The organism is Xanthomonas arboricola (genome assembly GCF_003353015.1).
Lineage (GTDB): Bacteria > Pseudomonadota > Gammaproteobacteria > Xanthomonadales > Xanthomonadaceae > Xanthomonas > Xanthomonas arboricola_E.
In genome coordinates, this window is sequence record NZ_QREM01000007.1 from 407,035 (window position 1) to 422,012 (window position 14,978).

The 14,978-nt window shown below is 67.1% G+C and carries 15 protein-coding genes; 8 read left to right on the plus strand and 7 right to left on the minus strand.

The window, feature by feature from the left end:
- The first annotated feature begins 365 nt into the window (after nucleotides 1-365).
- A complete protein-coding gene (locus C0541_RS05165; protein WP_115046374.1) occupies nucleotides 366-2,084 on the plus strand; it encodes an ExeM/NucH family extracellular endonuclease in 1,719 nt (572 codons plus the stop codon).
- Between the two features lie 115 nt (nucleotides 2,085-2,199).
- Here C0541_RS05165 and C0541_RS05170 read toward each other — a convergent pair whose 3' ends face one another.
- On the minus strand, nucleotides 2,200-2,586 hold the full coding sequence (locus C0541_RS05170) for a MerC family mercury resistance protein (protein ID WP_115046376.1): 387 nt from the start codon (nucleotides 2,584-2,586) through the stop codon (nucleotides 2,200-2,202).
- 61 nt (nucleotides 2,587-2,647) lie between these two features.
- Between C0541_RS05170 and C0541_RS05175 the strand changes: the two genes are divergently transcribed.
- On the plus strand, nucleotides 2,648-3,973 hold the full coding sequence (locus tag C0541_RS05175; RefSeq protein WP_115046379.1) for a GTP-binding protein: 1,326 nt from the start codon (nucleotides 2,648-2,650) through the stop codon (nucleotides 3,971-3,973).
- Nucleotides 3,974-4,144: 171 nt separating this feature from the next.
- Here C0541_RS05175 and xopR read toward each other — a convergent pair whose 3' ends face one another.
- Entirely contained in the window at nucleotides 4,145-5,416 is a 1,272-nt protein-coding gene (xopR, locus tag C0541_RS21470) for a type III secretion system effector protein XopR (protein WP_338016121.1), read from the minus strand.
- A 64-nt stretch (nucleotides 5,417-5,480) separates the two neighbouring features.
- Nucleotides 5,481-6,356: an EamA family transporter gene (locus C0541_RS05185; protein WP_161959892.1), complete on the minus strand. Its 876-nt coding sequence runs from the start codon at nucleotides 6,354-6,356 to the stop codon at nucleotides 5,481-5,483.
- Nucleotides 6,357-6,422: 66 nt separating this feature from the next.
- On the opposite strand from C0541_RS05185, the gene C0541_RS05190 reads away from it, so the two are divergent.
- From C0541_RS05190 to C0541_RS05225, 6 genes are all read left to right on the plus strand, one after another.
- Nucleotides 6,423-7,085 carry an alpha/beta hydrolase gene (locus C0541_RS05190; RefSeq protein WP_115047300.1) on the plus strand — a complete coding sequence of 221 codons (663 nt, stop codon included), beginning with the start codon at nucleotides 6,423-6,425 and terminating at the stop codon, nucleotides 7,083-7,085.
- Between the two features lie 79 nt (nucleotides 7,086-7,164).
- A complete protein-coding gene (gene zapE / locus C0541_RS05195) occupies nucleotides 7,165-8,259 on the plus strand; it encodes a cell division protein ZapE (RefSeq protein ID WP_115046383.1) in 1,095 nt (364 codons plus the stop codon).
- A 232-nt stretch (nucleotides 8,260-8,491) separates the two neighbouring features.
- Nucleotides 8,492-8,953: a MarR family winged helix-turn-helix transcriptional regulator gene (locus C0541_RS05200; RefSeq protein WP_115046385.1), complete on the plus strand. Its 462-nt coding sequence runs from the start codon at nucleotides 8,492-8,494 to the stop codon at nucleotides 8,951-8,953.
- 105 nt (nucleotides 8,954-9,058) lie between these two features.
- On the plus strand, nucleotides 9,059-9,487 hold the full coding sequence (locus C0541_RS05205) for an organic hydroperoxide resistance protein (RefSeq protein WP_115046388.1): 429 nt from the start codon (nucleotides 9,059-9,061) through the stop codon (nucleotides 9,485-9,487).
- A gap of 281 nt (nucleotides 9,488-9,768) precedes the next feature.
- Nucleotides 9,769-10,470, plus strand: coding sequence for an alpha/beta fold hydrolase (locus C0541_RS05215; RefSeq protein WP_115046390.1), 702 nt, complete (start codon nucleotides 9,769-9,771; stop codon nucleotides 10,468-10,470).
- A 551-nt stretch (nucleotides 10,471-11,021) separates the two neighbouring features.
- A complete protein-coding gene (locus C0541_RS05225) occupies nucleotides 11,022-11,432 on the plus strand; it encodes a hypothetical protein (RefSeq protein ID WP_161959893.1) in 411 nt (136 codons plus the stop codon).
- Nucleotides 11,433-11,502: 70 nt separating this feature from the next.
- Here the strand turns inward: C0541_RS05225 and C0541_RS05230 are convergent, their stop codons facing one another.
- From C0541_RS05230 to C0541_RS05245, 4 genes are all read right to left on the minus strand, one after another.
- Nucleotides 11,503-11,805: a hypothetical protein gene (locus tag C0541_RS05230; protein WP_115046396.1), complete on the minus strand. Its 303-nt coding sequence runs from the start codon at nucleotides 11,803-11,805 to the stop codon at nucleotides 11,503-11,505.
- Between the two features lie 144 nt (nucleotides 11,806-11,949).
- A complete protein-coding gene (gene dkgB / locus C0541_RS05235) occupies nucleotides 11,950-12,753 on the minus strand; it encodes a 2,5-didehydrogluconate reductase DkgB (protein ID WP_115046398.1) in 804 nt (267 codons plus the stop codon).
- Nucleotides 12,754-12,822: 69 nt separating this feature from the next.
- Complete coding sequence (locus tag C0541_RS05240) at nucleotides 12,823-13,851, minus strand: NADP-dependent oxidoreductase (RefSeq protein WP_115046400.1); 1,029 nt, start codon at nucleotides 13,849-13,851, stop codon at nucleotides 12,823-12,825.
- A 117-nt stretch (nucleotides 13,852-13,968) separates the two neighbouring features.
- The gene (locus tag C0541_RS05245; RefSeq protein ID WP_115046402.1) at nucleotides 13,969-14,940 is read right to left on the minus strand and encodes an aldo/keto reductase; all 972 of its coding nucleotides are present in this window, start codon (nucleotides 14,938-14,940) and stop codon (nucleotides 13,969-13,971) included.
- Between the last annotated feature and the right edge of the window lie 38 nt (nucleotides 14,941-14,978).

Here is a 14,978-nt window from a genome sequence, read left to right on the forward strand (position 1 = left end):
AGCTGACACAAGTGATCTGCGTGCGTGCTGCCGGGCGGCGACGTCCGGCATGCCTGGCTGCGTTGATCTGGTCGAGCCTGAGTCCGGCGCACGCTGCGCATGCGTCGGGTGTCATCAGGTGGCAGGCGTCGCGCGCGTTCGCGGTGCCGCTGCACGGCCGCGTCCCGGACACCGTCCGCCGTGGCCAACTGGGTCAGCGCCATTCTCTGGGGGAGTGCCCGCAATTACCCCGACGCTTGCCGATCGGCCACCTCATCCACGCAGCAGCTGGTCGCCGCTCGCAGTGGTTTGCTAGCCTGTCGCGGTTCGCGCGCTGCCGTCGGTGCGGCGCCTGCAGGTGGTCCAGATCTTTCCGGAGTGTGTCGATGTCGCGTTGCTCGCTGGTTGTGCTCGCTGTGATCGGTCTGTTGGCGCCACTGCTGGGCAGTGCCGCCGAGGGCGCGCCGCAACGCCTGTCCATCGCCGACGTCCAGGGCGAAGACAGCCGTAGCCCCCACGACGGCCGTGTGGTCGAGGTGGAGGGCATCGTCACTGCCGATACGCGTGCCGGCCTGGCCGGGCTGTTCGTGCAGCAGCCCGGCTTCGAGCCGCGGCGCTCGCATGGCCTGTTCGTCACCGGCGCCGGCAATGCCGAGGTGGCGGTGGGCGACCGCGTGCGCATCGCCGGCACGGTGCGCGAGGTATCGGCAGGTGGCGAGGCGAGTCTGACCACGCTGGAGGCCAGCAGCATCAAGCGACTCGCCAGCGGCCAGCCGGTACCGGTGCGCATGCTCAGCGGACCGCCGGCCAGCTGGGAAGCACTGGAAGGCGAGCACGTGCGCATCGCCGCGCTCACCCTCAACGGCAGCGATCGCCTGGACGCCGACGGCGAGCTGGTCGCCGCGTTCGGCGGACGCCTGTGGCAGCCCAGCGAAGTGGCCGCCGCCGGCACCCCGGCCTTCGCGCAGGTGGAGGCCGACAATACCCGCCGCCGGGTGTTGCTGGACGATGCACGCAATGGCCGCAGCCCCAAGACGGTGGCCTATCTGCCGGCCGATCCGGCGCTGCGCACCGGCAGCCTGCTCAGGTCGGTCGATGGCATCGTCGACCAGCGCTACGACGGCAACTACCGCATCCAGGTGCTGACCCCGTTGACGCTGCCGGCCATGCCGACCGCGGTGGCGCCGCAGGTGGGTGGCGATCTGCGCATCGCCTCGTTCAACCTGGAGAACTTCTTCAACGGCAATGGCCGCGGCGGCGGCTTTCCGACCAAGCGCGGTGCGCGTACGCATGAGCAGTTCCAGGCACAGCTGAGCAAGCTGGTGTCCACCATCGTGCCGTTGCGCGCCGATGTGGCCGCGTTGATGGAGCTGGAAAACGATGGCAACGGCGCCGATGCGGCCGTGGCGCAACTGGTGGCCGCGCTCAATGCGGCCGGCACCGACAAGGACTGGCAGTTCGTCGACACCGGCAGCGGCCCGGGCGACGATGCGATCCGGGTCGGCATCGTGTACCGCAGTTCGCAGGTCACCCCGGTCGGCAAGCCGGCCACGCTGACCGGCGGCCCGTTCGACGGCCATAGCCGGGTGCCGCTGGCGCAAGCCTTTCGCAGCACGCGCGGGGCGACCTTCGTGGTGGTCGCCAACCACTTCAAGTCCAAGGGCTGCGGCAGCGCCAGCGGCGCCGATGCCGACCAGGGCGATGGCCAGGCCTGCTGGAACGCCACCCGCACCGAAGCGGCCAAGCGCCTGCACCAGTGGCTGCAGACCGACCCCACCGGCGCGCAGACCAGACTGGCCGTGCTGCTGGGCGACTTCAACGCCTACGCCATGGAAACCCCGATGCGCAGCCTGCGCGCCAGTGGCTGGCAGGACGCCTTTGCGGTGGCTGGCGTGAAGCAGCCCTACAGCTACGTCTACGACGGCATGAGCGGACGGCTGGATCATGCGTTGTTGAGCCCGGCGATGGCCAAGCAGCTACGCGGCGCGGTGGAATGGCATATCAACGCCGATGCCAGCGACGACGCCGGCTATGCCAAGCGCAACCTGCCTGGCCCGTGGCGCAGTTCCGACCACGACCCGGTGTTGCTGGGCTTTTCGCTGTAGCGCAGACCGGTAGCCGAATGCCGATGCACACGCGCCATGCGTGCTGCCTGCATCGCTTGCGCGCGCTGACGTGCTGCCCGGAAAACGGCACTCCGCCCGCGTGGTAACTCCCCACCTAGCTCCTGCAACGCCCCTCGCGGCGACGTAGCCGCAGATTGATCAGGTGCGTGCTGGCCAGCAGCAGGCTGCCCATCACCGTGACCGGGGTCTCCAGCGCGCCGCCGGCCACGCCGCTTGCGCCCAGCACCAGGCCGGCCAGTCCGCAGACCGCCAATGCCCACACCGGTGCGGGCAATGCGCGTCGCCGATGGCTGCTCCACAGCGCATAGCCGCTCAGCGGCACGGCTGCTGCGGCGAACACCATATGCACCCATTCGGCCCGGCTCCAGGCGCCCAGCAGCGGCAGCGCGGCAGCCAGCAGTGGCAAGGCAAGGCAGTGCAGCAGGCACAGGCTGGAGAGAGCGATGGCCGAGTTGTCCAGCACAGAAGCGGTCACGCGCATGGGGCGGGTCCTGTCGAATAAGTGTTATATAGTAACACTTCATTCCAGCCAGGCTCCCAGGATGTCCCTGTCCCCCAAGCGCGATCCACGCCTCCCCGTCACCGTGTTGTCCGGCTTCCTCGGCGCGGGCAAGACCACCTTGCTCAACCGCATCCTGCACAACCGCGACGGCCTGCGCGTGGCGGTGATCGTCAACGACATGAGCGAGATCAATATCGACGCGCAGCTGCTGCGCGATGGCGGTGCGGCCTTGCGACGCACCGAAGAGACGCTGGTGGAGTTCAGCAATGGCTGCATCTGCTGCACGTTGCGCGACGATCTGCTGCAGGAAGTGCGGCGGCTGGCCGAGCAGAAGCGCTATGACTATCTGCTGATCGAATCGACCGGCATCGCCGAACCGATGCCGGTGGCGGCCACCTTCGCGGTGCGCGATGCCGACGGCTTCAGCCTGGCCGACATTGCCCGGCTCGACACCATGGTGACGGTGGTGGACGGCAGCCGCTTCCTGCACGACTTCGGCTCGGCCGCCACGCTGGCCGAGCTCGGCCAGCAGGCCGGCCCGGACGATACCCGCGGGCTGGTGCAGTTGCTGGGCGAACAGGTGGAATTCGCCGACGTGCTGGTGATCAGCAAGTGCGACCAGATCGACGCGCAGCAGCTGCAACGCCTGCGCGCGGTATTGCGTGCGCTCAATCGCGAGGCGGCGATCGTGGATGCGGCGCATGGCGAGGTGCCGCTGGATCAGTTGCTCGACACCGGCCGCTTCGATTTCACCCGTGCGCAGCTGGCGCCGGGCTGGATGCAGGAACTGCGCGGCCAGCACGCGCCGGAGACCGAGGAATACGGCATCAGCAGTTTCGTCTATCGGGCACGCCGGCCGTTCCATCCGCAGCGCTTTGCGCGCATGGTGCAAGGCGGTCTGCCGCAGGTGATTCGCAGCAAGGGTTTTTTCTGGCTGGCCAGCCGCATGGATTGGGTCGGCGAATTGTCCAGCGTCGGCGGCGCGACCCAGACCAGTGCGGCGGGCTTCTGGTTTGCCGCACGCCATCGCGTGGATGCGCATGCGATCGGCGAGCCGCTACAGACCAGCATCACGCCACTGCCGTATACCGATATCGGCTGGCAGCGTCAGCAGACGCAATGCTGGACCGCGCCGCTGCCGCAACTGCATGAGGTCGGCGATGCCGGCGAATATGCCGCGATGCAGCGGCTCTGGCACCCGCTATGGGGCGACCGCCGCCAGGAGCTGGCGGTGATCGGCGTGGACATGGATGCACCGCGCACGCGCGCTGCGCTGGATGCCTGCCTGCTCAGCGACCATGAACTGCGGCAGGGCCCGGCGCAGTGGCAACTGCTGGACGATCCGTTTCCGCACTGGGAGCGTTAATGGCGGGCTGGATTACGCTGTCGACATCCGTCGTTCGTTGTCTGGATGCGAACGGCTGCGGGCTTGCATCTCCGCTGCGGCGTGCAGATGCGCCGCGACGTGGCGACGCGTCGCATGCCTCACCGGTGGCAGCCAGGCAGCGCGCACGTGCAAGCAGCGCTGTCCGGATCCTCAGTAGTAGCCGTTGTCGATGCCCTCCTGATGGGCATCTCTTTCTTTCCTGACGGACTGCTGGCGCTCTTCGGCGGTGGTGGGGATGCCGGCCATCAGGCGTGGCGCTCCCAGCCTTTCCAACTGGTCGTCGGTGTCTTTGACGATCTGTTCCAACGCGAGCATGTTTCGGTAGCCCTGCATCATGCGTTGCAGGCGCTGTATCTGGTCGTCGGGTGCGTCGCCTTTCTTCAGGGACTCCAGGCGTCGTTCCGCGCGGGCGTAGTTTTTGGCCAGGGCAGTTCTGTCGACGGATTTGCGCCGTGCCTTGAGGAGTTCGCGGCGATTGTGCTGCATGACGTCCGTCTGGACCATGGCCAGGCCGCTGGCCGTGGTCCGTGGTGCACGGATGTCTTCCATCGGTGCAAGCGCGACCAATAGTGCATCGAGCTGACTATCGCGGACCTCATTGCGCTGGGCGATCAGCACCGCACGCGTCTCGAGCAGTTGTTGCTCCTCCGGAGTGGCCTCGCGGTCCTCGATGAACAGCTGTTTTTGAATGTCGCTGCACCGCTTGGTTATCTCGGCCAATTCCCGATCCAGGCTGCGCAAGGACGGGTGCCGCCCGGGCTGGGGGCGTGGAGAGGGCACCGACGATCGCGAGGGCTTGGGCGTGATCGGCACCGAATCCGACGCGGAGATGCCGTGCTGCGGCGATGGCCGCTCGTCACGGCGCATTCTTTGGGGGACAGGCGCCTGCATTCTCGGATCGATGGGACGTTGCTGCCCGTGCAGCTGCTGCGCACGCGATGGCTTAGACGGAATCGAAACGGACGGCCTGGTGGGCGGTGCCTGTTGCGGTTGCGGTCGCTGCACCCGCTGATGATCGGTTCTATTGGGCGTGGGTGGCTGCCGACGCTCATCGACGCGGGTTTGCTTCCCGTGCATCTGCTGCGTGCGACCGGGCGTCACCGGTGGCGTGCGTGCAGCTGGGCTATTTCTGGTCACTGCTTCAAACGTCGGGGAGCCCATGCACGTCAAAGGCAGCTTCTTGCGCAACGTTTCCAGCGATTGACGCGCGGAGGCGAACATGCGGCGATGAGAGTTCGGTGTGCCCTGTGCTGCTGCGGACTTGGGGGCCTGAGACAGCGGGTGCTGGGGCGAGGCGCCTGCAGTCACCGACCTCGTTTCGGTCGAGTTTGGGCTGTGCGGTTCCGGCGCGACATGAGAACGGCTGCTAAATAACTGACTCAGGCGCATCACACACTCCTTCGGGTCATTTGCCTGCATCATAGCCAGCGCTGCCGCGCTCTCGATGCGAGGTGCGAACCGCAGTCGCGCCAGCCGAATGCCTGCCTCAGCCCAACCGCATCCCCCAGGCGATCGCCGCAATTGCCGGTGCCGCCAGCAACAGCCCCACCCATCCACGGCGGCCGATGTGTTCGCCGAATCCCAGTTTGCCGACCAGCGCTCCCAGGACGACCACGCCCAGGTTCATGCTGGCGAAGACGGTGGCCGGGCTATGCGGCAGCAGCTGATGGGCACGCACGTAACACAGGATGTTGCCGAAGTTGAGCGCACCGAGCAGTACGCCGGCGAGCAGGTTGCGAACGCTCAGACCTGCAACACCGCCCGGACGGATGCCTAGCACGCCAAGCATCAGTACCCACGCCAGGGCAAAGCACAGCGTCAATGACGTCAACGAGGGCGTACCGGCCTGTGCGATGTGCTTGAGCAACAGGTCGATCGAGGCAAAGCCCATCCACACGCCTGCCAGCCATGGCCAGCCGACGGAGGCCGACGTTGCATCCGCTCCGGCGCGGTGACGTGGCCGGTGCAGGATGCAGACCATGGCCAGCAGGCCCAGACCCAGTCCCGCCAGTTTCCAGGCATTGACCGGTTCACCGAAGAGCGTGAAGGCCGCCGCCAGCGAGAGCAGGAGCGAGAGCCGTTGGGCAATGTCGGTGCGTACGATGCCGGCGGTGGCGACCGCACGTGCCAGCAGCATGAAGATCGCAGGCAGCGCCACCGCCAATGCGAACAGTGCCAGCCAGGGCGTGGCCGGCGCGCGCAGCGTGTCCAGTGACGGATGCAGGGTCAGCCACGCCAGCAGCGCGGCAGTGGCGTAGTTCCAGGTGATCGCCTGCGCAGCGTCCAGGCGATGGCGCGGCAGCAGCTTGAGGACCACCGACACCAGGACACTGCAAACGACGGCAAACAACAGAAAATGCATGGGCAACGCAACGAAGTGTGCAGGCAGGGCGATGAACGCGGCCGGCGGGGCGGCTATTATGACGGTATGTCCAATCCCTTATTCCCCACCGAATCGGCTGCATTGACGCTGGATGGGCCGGTCGGCCCGCTGGATGTCGCGGTCGATCTGCCCGAGCCGGATGTCGCCGTGCAACCGGTCATCGCCATCGTCTGCCACCCGCTCTCCACCGAGGGCGGCAGCATGCACAACAAGGTCGTCACCATGGCTGCGCGCGCGCTGCGCGAGCTGGGCATCACCGTGGTGCGCTTCAATTTCCGCAGTGTCGGCAACTCGGCCGGTGCATTTGATCATGGCGATGGCGAGCAGGACGACCTGCGTGCGGTGGCTGCATGGGTGCGCAGCCAGCGCCCGGGCGACACGCTGTGGCTGGCCGGTTTCAGCTTCGGTGCGTATGTGTCGTTGCGGGCTGCCGGCTCGCTCGAGCCGCAGGTGCTGATCTCGATCGCGCCGCCGGCCGGGCGCTGGGATTTCAGCGACCTGCAGCCGCCGGCGCAATGGCTGGTGATCCAGGGCGATGCCGATGAAATCGTCGACCCGCAGGCGGTGTACGACTGGCTGGAAACCCTGGAGCAGCAGCCCGAACTGGTCCGCATGCCCGACACCAGCCATTTTTTCCACCGCAAGTTGATCGACCTGCGCGGTGCGATCCAGCATGGTGTCCGGCGCTGGTTGCCGGCCGCCGTCTGACTGCGGCAGGACCCATGCGTATCGCCCGGCGATGCGCCGTTGAGCGGGCAAGGCAGCAGCCGGCCCGCGGAGAAGCACGATGAGTGAGATGACCCCGTCGCAGCGCTACGCCGCCGGCGTACAACGCGGCGACTGGCGCGCCGACCCCGCGCAGCAGGCGGCCCTGGCGGAACTGGACCGCATCCACGAGGCACTGGTGGATAGCGCGCAGGATGGCTGGCTGGACCGGCTGTCGGCGTTCTGGAAGAAGCCCGAGCCGGTGCGCGGCCTGTATTTCTGGGGTGGGGTAGGGCGCGGCAAGACCTTCCTGGTCGACCTGTTCTACGACGGCCTGCCGATCAAGCAGAAGTACCGCACGCATTTCCATCGCTTCATGCGCGGGGTGCACGAGCAACTGCGCGAGCACGCCGGGCAGAGCGATCCGCTGGCCAAGATCGCGCAGCAGTGGCGCGAGAATCTGCGCGTGCTGGTGCTGGACGAATTCTTCGTCACCGACATCGGCGATGCGATGCTGCTGGCGCGCCTGCTGGAACGCCTGTTCGCCGAAGGCGTGACCCTGGTGACCACCTCCAACACCGCGCCGGAAAACCTCTACGCCAACGGCCTGCAACGCGACAGCTTCATGCCGGCGATCGGCCTGCTGCAGAAGTTCTGCGTGGAACTGTATGCCGAAGGCACCGAGGATTACCGCATGCGCGCGCTGACGCGCTCGCCGGTGTATCGCGCGCCGCTGGATGCGCAGGCCGATGCATGGCTGACGCAACGCTGGGGCGAACTGAGCGGAAATTCCGAGGCGCGCAGCGGCAACATCGAAATCGAGGCGCGCAAGATCGCCGTGCGTGCGCGCGGCAAGAGCATCGCCTGGTTCGACTTTGCCGCGCTGTGCGAGGGCCCGCGCGGGCCCGGCGACTACATCGAGATCGCGCGGGAGTTCACCACGGTGTTGCTGGGCGGCATTCCGCACTTCGACCGCATGAACGAGGACGCCGCGCGTCGCTTTGTCAACCTGATCGACGAGCTGTACGACCGCCATGTCAACCTGGTCTGCACCGCGCAGGACGCCCCGCCGGCGTTGTACAGCGGCCAGCGTCTGGCCGGCGCCTTCGAGCGCACCGCCTCGCGCCTGATCGAGATGCAGAGCGCCGACTATCTGGCCACCGCGCATCGCGCATAGACATGCAGGCGCATCCCGGTCCCGGACTGCACAAGACCGTCGTTGCCGACGAAAACCGCGGCCTGGGCCAATTCGGTGGCGGTGCCTGGTTGCACGATGCAGCGCAATGGCCAACGGATCCAGCGACCGGTCAGCCGATGCTGCCCATCGTCATGCCCACCGCGTCGTGCCATGCAAAAATGCAACGAAAATATCGCTTGCTATTAAATAGCGTGCGATGTAAATTGCGGACATGGACACCGCCACAGCCCCCACCGCCCGGACCGACGCGCTGCTGCAGCTCGACAACCAGCTGTGCTTTGCGCTGTATTCGGCCAACCTGGCGATGCACAAGCTCTACCGCGGGCTGCTGAAGACGCTGGACCTGACCTATCCGCAATATCTGGTGCTGCTGGTGCTGTGGGAAACCGACGGCCGCAGCGTGTCGGAGATCGGCGAGCGCCTGTTCCTGGACTCGGCCACGCTGACCCCGCTGCTCAAGCGGCTGCAGGCCGCCGGACTGGTCACCCGCACGCGCGCTGCCAGCGACGAGCGCCAGGTGATCATTGCGCTGACCGATAGCGGCCGTGCGCTGCGCGCCAAGGCCGGCGCGGTACCCGAACAGGTCCTGTGTGCCTCGGCATGCTCCCTGGACGAATTGCGTCGCCTCAAGCAGCAGCTGGAGACACTGCGCACCAACCTCGGCGCCGGGTGAGGCAATCCAGCATCGCCCGCGCCACACGCAACGTATCGCGCGCTATTTAATCGCCAACTAATCTTTTTACATCACGCGCTGACAGCGCTTACCTGGAGAACCACCATGGCCTCACCCGAAAAAGTCCTCTACACCGGCCACGCCACTGCCACCGGTGGCCGCGAAGGCCGCGCCGTGTCGTCCGACAAGGCGCTGGACGTCAAGCTGTCCACTCCACGCGAGCTGGGCGGCGCCGGCGGCGACGGCACCAACCCGGAACAGCTGTTCGCTGCCGGCTACGCTGCCTGCTTCATCGGCGCGATGAAGGCTGTCGCAGCGCAAGACAAGCTCAAGCTGCCGGGCGAAGTGAGCATCGACAGCAGTGTCGGCATCGGCCAGATTCCGGGCGGCTTCGGCATCGCCGTGGAACTGCGCATCGCGGTACCGGGCATGGACCAGGCCGAACTGCAGGCGCTGGTGGACAAGGCCCATCAGGTCTGCCCGTACTCCAACGCGACCCGCGGCAACATCGACGTCACCCTGACCCTGGCCTGATCCACGCCAGCATCGCCACGGGCAATCCGTGGTGAGTCAGCAGAACGGCCCGGCGCATGCGTCGGGCCGTTCTGCTGCAGGAGGCAGGCGCGCTGCCCTGAGAAACATGCCCGAGCGGCACTGCGCTGCTTGCGCATCCGGCACGGCTGCTGGGCGCGCAGGCGGGCCGATGCAAGTCACCCCCGGGTGCGCATGCGCGCGCTGGCGATGGGCGTCACCGCGCGGCACACTGTTGCGATGACAGTGCCTGCTTCTGCGCCCCCGATCGGACACTCCCGCGCATGAGCGCAACGCGTCCCACCTTGTTGCTGCTCCCCGGTCTGCTCAACGATGCGCAGCTGTGGCACGCCCAGCGCGTGGCACTGGCCGACGTTGCCCACTGCGTGGTCGGCGACCTCACCCGGGGCGAGAGCATGCGTGCGCTGGCGACACAGCTGCTGGCGCAGATGCCGCCACGTTTTGCGCTGGCAGGATTTTCGCTGGGTGGCTACGTCGCGCAGGAACTCCTGCGTGTTGCTCCCGAGCGCGTCGAGCGGCTGGCCTTGCTGGATACCTCCGCACGTGCCGATTCGCCCGAGCGTGCGGCGCAACGGCGCGCGCAGGAGGCGAGCGTGCGTGGCGCCAGTGCCTTCCACGGATTCGGCGAACGGCTGCTGCGGCACTATGTGCATCCCGCGCGCTGGCAGGACGAGGCCTTGCTGGAACGGGTGCGCGGCATGACCCAGCGTCTGGGCGTGGAGGTGTTCCTGCGTCAGAACCGGCTGGAGCGGGAGGACGGCCGCGCACTGCTGCGCGCCTATGCCGGCCCGCTGCTGGTGCTGTGCGGTGAGGACGATGCGATCACTCCGCCTGCATTGCACGAGGAAATGGCCGCGCTGGCAGCGCAGGCGCGGCTGGTAACAGTGCCTGCCTGCGGGCATCTGTCGCCACTGGAGCAGCCGCAGGCGGTATCGGATGCGCTGCGGCAATGGTTGCTCGCCTGACGCTGCGACAGCCGAACTCACGCAACCGCGCCAGTCGCGGTGCGATCGCCATGCGGCAGAGGGCATCAATCAGCGCGGAGTGAGCGATTTCCAGGCCAGCGGGACTGGCAAGACGATCGCCGTGCCATTGGCTGATACGTGATCAATGCATGCACGCACCATGTCGTGCGCAGTCAGCGCAGCCATGCAGCCATGCAGCCATGCAGCCGACGCGAGCCAGTGTGCTGCGCGAACCGATTTGCAGATCCGCCCATGCCGCTACCTGCGGCCTGGCGCTGGCCTGTGCGTTGCAGGCCGCCAGCAGCAACGAGCCCAGGACGAGGTGCAAGCGCATGACGGGTGCCTGGGAGCGGGGATGCGCCAGCATGGCGCGCCGCGGTGCGCCTGGCCATGGGCAGGAAGTCAGGGGCCGCGGCGGCGCCCGGCTCCGGCAGCGCAAAGCGTGAGCGGGGTCGAGCATCGGCGCGCCGACATCGTGCAAACGTTTGGCTCACTTGATGCTCACGGTGTATGGTGTGAATTATGTTGCACAGCAGCATCGGAGCTCAGCAATGCGCGACTCACGCATCGACAAGGTTGATCTGGCACTCACCGAGATTGCCAAGGACCCATCGGAGAAGGTGGCGCTGTGGCAGTGGGCGTGCCGCGAGATGCTGCACGAGACGCTGATCGGCATGCACCAGCTCTCGCACCTGGCCGGCATTTCCCAGCAGGTGGCCAACGACTGGCGCGCACCGGTGGATGTGATTGCCCCGGAGAAGCCGTACCTGGCCGCCTCCGCACTGGCCGACCGCCGTCTGCCGCAGGTGCTCGATGGCCTGGGTAGTGCCCACGACGACAACGACCGCGCCACGCTGTGGCGGCTGCGTTACGCCAGCCTGATCGCCGCCACGCTGCAGGGCATGCAGGCATTGGCCGACAAGCACCGCATCGATCGCCAGGCGATGGCGCTGGGGCAGTAAGCCGAAGCGCGGCGCGGCCGCACCGGCTGCGCAGCCGTCGCAGTGGTCGCATCAGGCCAGAACGCGCGTTTCAATGCCGGATGGCGGCTTCTTCCAGATGCCGCCAGGCATGCCGTACGATCCAGCGTGCCTGGTCCCAGGGCACCGACAGCATCGGTCGATAGTGGTAGTAGCCATCCTGCAGCACCCGGTACAGCTGCGCCTCGGTCGCGCGCGGATAGGCCAGATAGATGTCGTAGCCGAGCGTCAGTAGCCGGGCGTAATCGGCAAAGGCGTAACCGCCCAGATGGCCTTCGGCGTGGACATCGCGCCAGTAGGCGATTTCCGTGTCGAGGTTGACGGTGCGGCGGGTCAAGACGGATGCGCTGTGCATGGGTAGGACTCCGTTGCCGAGGCTACCCCCCTGTGCCTGGCACCGTAGCAGCGCCTGCCGCCGGCAACCAGCACGCGACGACGAGCGGTCGCCGCGGGCGGCGCCACGGACCGGGCAACGCCGATCCGCGGCAACACCGGGACTTCAATCCCAGTCGGGAGCGATCGCCTTCGGATTGGCCAGGCGCTGGCCGCGGTCCAGTGCGGCGATCTCGGCCATGTCCTGCTCGCTCAACCGCAGTGCCTGCGCCTTGAGGTTGCTTTCGAGATTGTCGCGTTTGGTCGAGGACGGAATCACCGAATACCCCTGCTGCAAGGCCCAGGCCAGGGTGACCTGCGCCGGCGTGGCGTCGTGGCGCGCAGCGATTGCCTGGATTACCGGATCCTTCAGCACCTCGCCCACGGCCAGTGTCATGTAGGAGGTGACATGGATGCCCTGCTCGCGCAAGAACGCGATCAGGGCGCGGTTCTGCAGGTAGGGATGCACTTCGATCTGGTTGGTGGCGATGGCATCGGCCCCCAGGATCTCGATGGCCTGCCTGATCAGCGCGATGGTGAAGTTGGACACACCGATCACACGGCTCAGGCCCTGCTGCCGAGCCTCGTTCAAGGCTTCCAGGTACTCGCGCATCGGTACCTGATCCCTTGGCGAAGGCCAGTGGATCAGGGTCAGGTCGACATGGTCGGTGCCCAGTTTGCGCAGGCTGTCCTGCAGGCTGGGCAGCAAGGCGCTGCGTTCGAACTTGTCGACCCAGATCTTGGTGGTCAGGTACAGCTGGTCGCGCGGCAACCCGGAGGCGGCGATGGCCTGGCCGACCTGTTCTTCGTTGTCGTAGATCTGCGCGGTATCGATGGCGCGGTAGCCCAACGCCAGTGCGTTGCGCACCGAGTCGATGACGACCTGGTCCTTGAGGCGAAAGGTGCCGAGGCCGAATGCGGGGACTGTCATTGTGTTCCTTGGGTCATCGGGAATGGGGAATCGTAAAAGCGGGGAGCGTCTCCGGCGCTGCGAGTCGAGCTAGTCGAGGGCGACGACGGCCTTGCCGAAGTTTTCGCCGCGCAGCAGGCTGATCAGGCCCTGCGGGGCGCTGTCCAGGCCGTGCAGGACGTGCTCGCGATAGTGGATCTGGCCATCGCGCAGCCACTGGCCCATCTCACGCAGGAAGGCCGGCATCAGGCGGATGAAGTCATGCTGGATGAAGCCGCGCACGGTCAGCCGCTTGCGCAGTACCTGGCCCATGAACTCCGGCAGCCGATCCGGCCCCGGCGAGGCCTGGCCGCGGCTGTTGTAGGTGGCGATCACGCCGCAGACCGGGATGCGTGCGAAGTCGTTCAATTGCGGCAGTACCGCGTCGAAGACCTTGCCGCCGACGTTCTCGAAGTAGATGTCGATGCCGTCCGGGGTGGCTGCGCGCAGTTGCTCGGCAAAGTCGTCGGCGCGATGGTCCAGCGCCACATCCACGCGCAATACCTCGCGCAGATACCGCACCTTTTCCTCGCCACCGGCGATGGCCACCACGCGCAAGCCCTGCAGACGCGCCAGCTGGGCCACGGTGGCACCGACCGGGCCGCTGGCCGCCGCCACCACCAGGGTTTCGCCGGCCTGCGGCTTGCCGATTTCGTGCAGGCCGGCATAGGCGGTGAAGCCCGGCATGCCGTACACGCCGAGCGCGGTACTGAGCGGCAGGGCATCGTCCTTGGGCAGCTTGCGCAGCGGCGTGGTGGGCGTGAGCAGACTGTGGCTCTGCCAACCGCCGGGCAGCACCAGCAGGTCGCCGGGCTGGTAGTCGGCATGGTGCGATTCCAGTACTTCGCCGACGGTGCCGCCTTCCATCACCGCGTCGATCTCCACCGGTGCGGCGTAGGACGGGCCGTCGTCCATGCGTCCGCGCATGTACGGGTCCAGCGACAGGAAGCGGTTGCGCACCAGGATCTGGTCGTGCCCGGTGGGTGGCAGGGCGACCTCTTCGCTGCGGAAATTGTCGGCGCTCGGCTCGCCGTGCGGGCGTGAGGCCAGCACGATGCGGCGGTTGGTGATCGATGTCATGGGAGTCCTTGCGGAAAGGGCCGCGCACAGGCGGCCGGGGGCACAGCCACGCTGGCGGCTGCGCGTGGGAAGACGTTTGTCCGTCCTTGCGGTGCGTGCGAGGTGCGACCGGATGCGTCAGGCGGCGTCGGCCGGCTCGGCAGCGCTCGCGGCATCGAGCTGCGCAATCTGATCGGCGCTCAGCGACAGCCGCGCAGCGGCCAGCACATCGTGCAACTGGGTCACGCTGGTGGCGCTGACGATCGGTGCGGTCAGGCCCGGGCGCGCGATCAGCCAGGCCAGCGCGATCTGGGCCGGCGTGGCGCTGTGCGTGGCAGCCAGGTCGTCCAGCGCCTGCAGGATGCGCAGGCCGCGCGGATTGACGTATTGCTTGACCACCGAGGCACCGCGCGCGCTGCTCTTGCCGGCGTCGTCGGCGCTGCGGTACTTGCCGGTCAGAAAGCCGCTGGCCAGCGAGTAGTAGCTGATCACGCCGAGCGCGTGTTCGCGCACCAGCGGCTCCAGCTCTGCCTCGTAGCCGGCGCGGTCGTAGAGGTTGTATTCCGGCTGCAGGCTTTCGTAACGCGGCAGGGCGTACTGCTCGGAAACATCCAGCGCATCGCGCAGGCGGGCGGCGCTGTAGTTGGAGGCGCCGATTGCGCGCACCTTGCCCTGCTCGATCAAGCGGCCGAATGCGGCCAGCGTGGCTTCCAGCGGAATCGATGCGTCATCTTCGTGCGCCTGGTACAGATCGATCACATCGGTCTGCAGACGGCGCAGCGAGTCGTCCACCGCAGCGGCGATGTTCTCAGGCGACAGGCCCGGATGCTCGCTCCATTTGCCCACCTTGGTGGCGATCAACACCTTGTCGCGTTTGCCGCTGCGCGCGAGCCAGCGCCCGATGATGGTTTCCGACTCGCCACCGCGATTGCCCGGCACCCAGCCGGAGTAGGCATCGGCGGTGTCGACCAGATTGAAACCGGCATCGACGAAGGCATCGAGCAACGCAAACGAGGTCGCCTCGTCGGCGCTCCAGCCAAACACATTGCCACCGAACACGATCGGTTGAACCTGCAGGCCGGAGCGGCCCAGCGCGCGGGAGTGGGTCATCACGAAGGCTCCTGTTTCGAACTGCCGACAGCATAGTC

Coding starts and splice junctions, on each gene's coding strand:
- C0541_RS05165 (WP_115046374.1), top strand. CDS start 366: ATGTCGCGTTGCTCGCTGGTTGTGCTCGCTGTGATCGGTCTGTTGGCG.
- C0541_RS05170 (WP_115046376.1), bottom strand. CDS start 2,586: ATGCGCGTGACCGCTTCTGTGCTGGACAACTCGGCCATCGCTCTCTCC.
- C0541_RS05175 (WP_115046379.1), top strand. CDS start 2,648: ATGTCCCTGTCCCCCAAGCGCGATCCACGCCTCCCCGTCACCGTGTTG.
- xopR (WP_338016121.1), bottom strand. CDS start 5,416: ATGATGCAGGCAAATGACCCGAAGGAGTGTGTGATGCGCCTGAGTCAG.
- C0541_RS05185 (WP_161959892.1), bottom strand. CDS start 6,356: ATGCATTTTCTGTTGTTTGCCGTCGTTTGCAGTGTCCTGGTGTCGGTG.
- C0541_RS05190 (WP_115047300.1), top strand. CDS start 6,423: ATGTCCAATCCCTTATTCCCCACCGAATCGGCTGCATTGACGCTGGAT.
- zapE (WP_115046383.1), top strand. CDS start 7,165: ATGAGTGAGATGACCCCGTCGCAGCGCTACGCCGCCGGCGTACAACGC.
- C0541_RS05200 (WP_115046385.1), top strand. CDS start 8,492: ATGGACACCGCCACAGCCCCCACCGCCCGGACCGACGCGCTGCTGCAG.
- C0541_RS05205 (WP_115046388.1), top strand. CDS start 9,059: ATGGCCTCACCCGAAAAAGTCCTCTACACCGGCCACGCCACTGCCACC.
- C0541_RS05215 (WP_115046390.1), top strand. CDS start 9,769: ATGAGCGCAACGCGTCCCACCTTGTTGCTGCTCCCCGGTCTGCTCAAC.
- C0541_RS05225 (WP_161959893.1), top strand. CDS start 11,022: ATGCGCGACTCACGCATCGACAAGGTTGATCTGGCACTCACCGAGATT.
- C0541_RS05230 (WP_115046396.1), bottom strand. CDS start 11,805: ATGCACAGCGCATCCGTCTTGACCCGCCGCACCGTCAACCTCGACACG.
- dkgB (WP_115046398.1), bottom strand. CDS start 12,753: ATGACAGTCCCCGCATTCGGCCTCGGCACCTTTCGCCTCAAGGACCAG.
- C0541_RS05240 (WP_115046400.1), bottom strand. CDS start 13,851: ATGACATCGATCACCAACCGCCGCATCGTGCTGGCCTCACGCCCGCAC.
- C0541_RS05245 (WP_115046402.1), bottom strand. CDS start 14,940: ATGACCCACTCCCGCGCGCTGGGCCGCTCCGGCCTGCAGGTTCAACCG.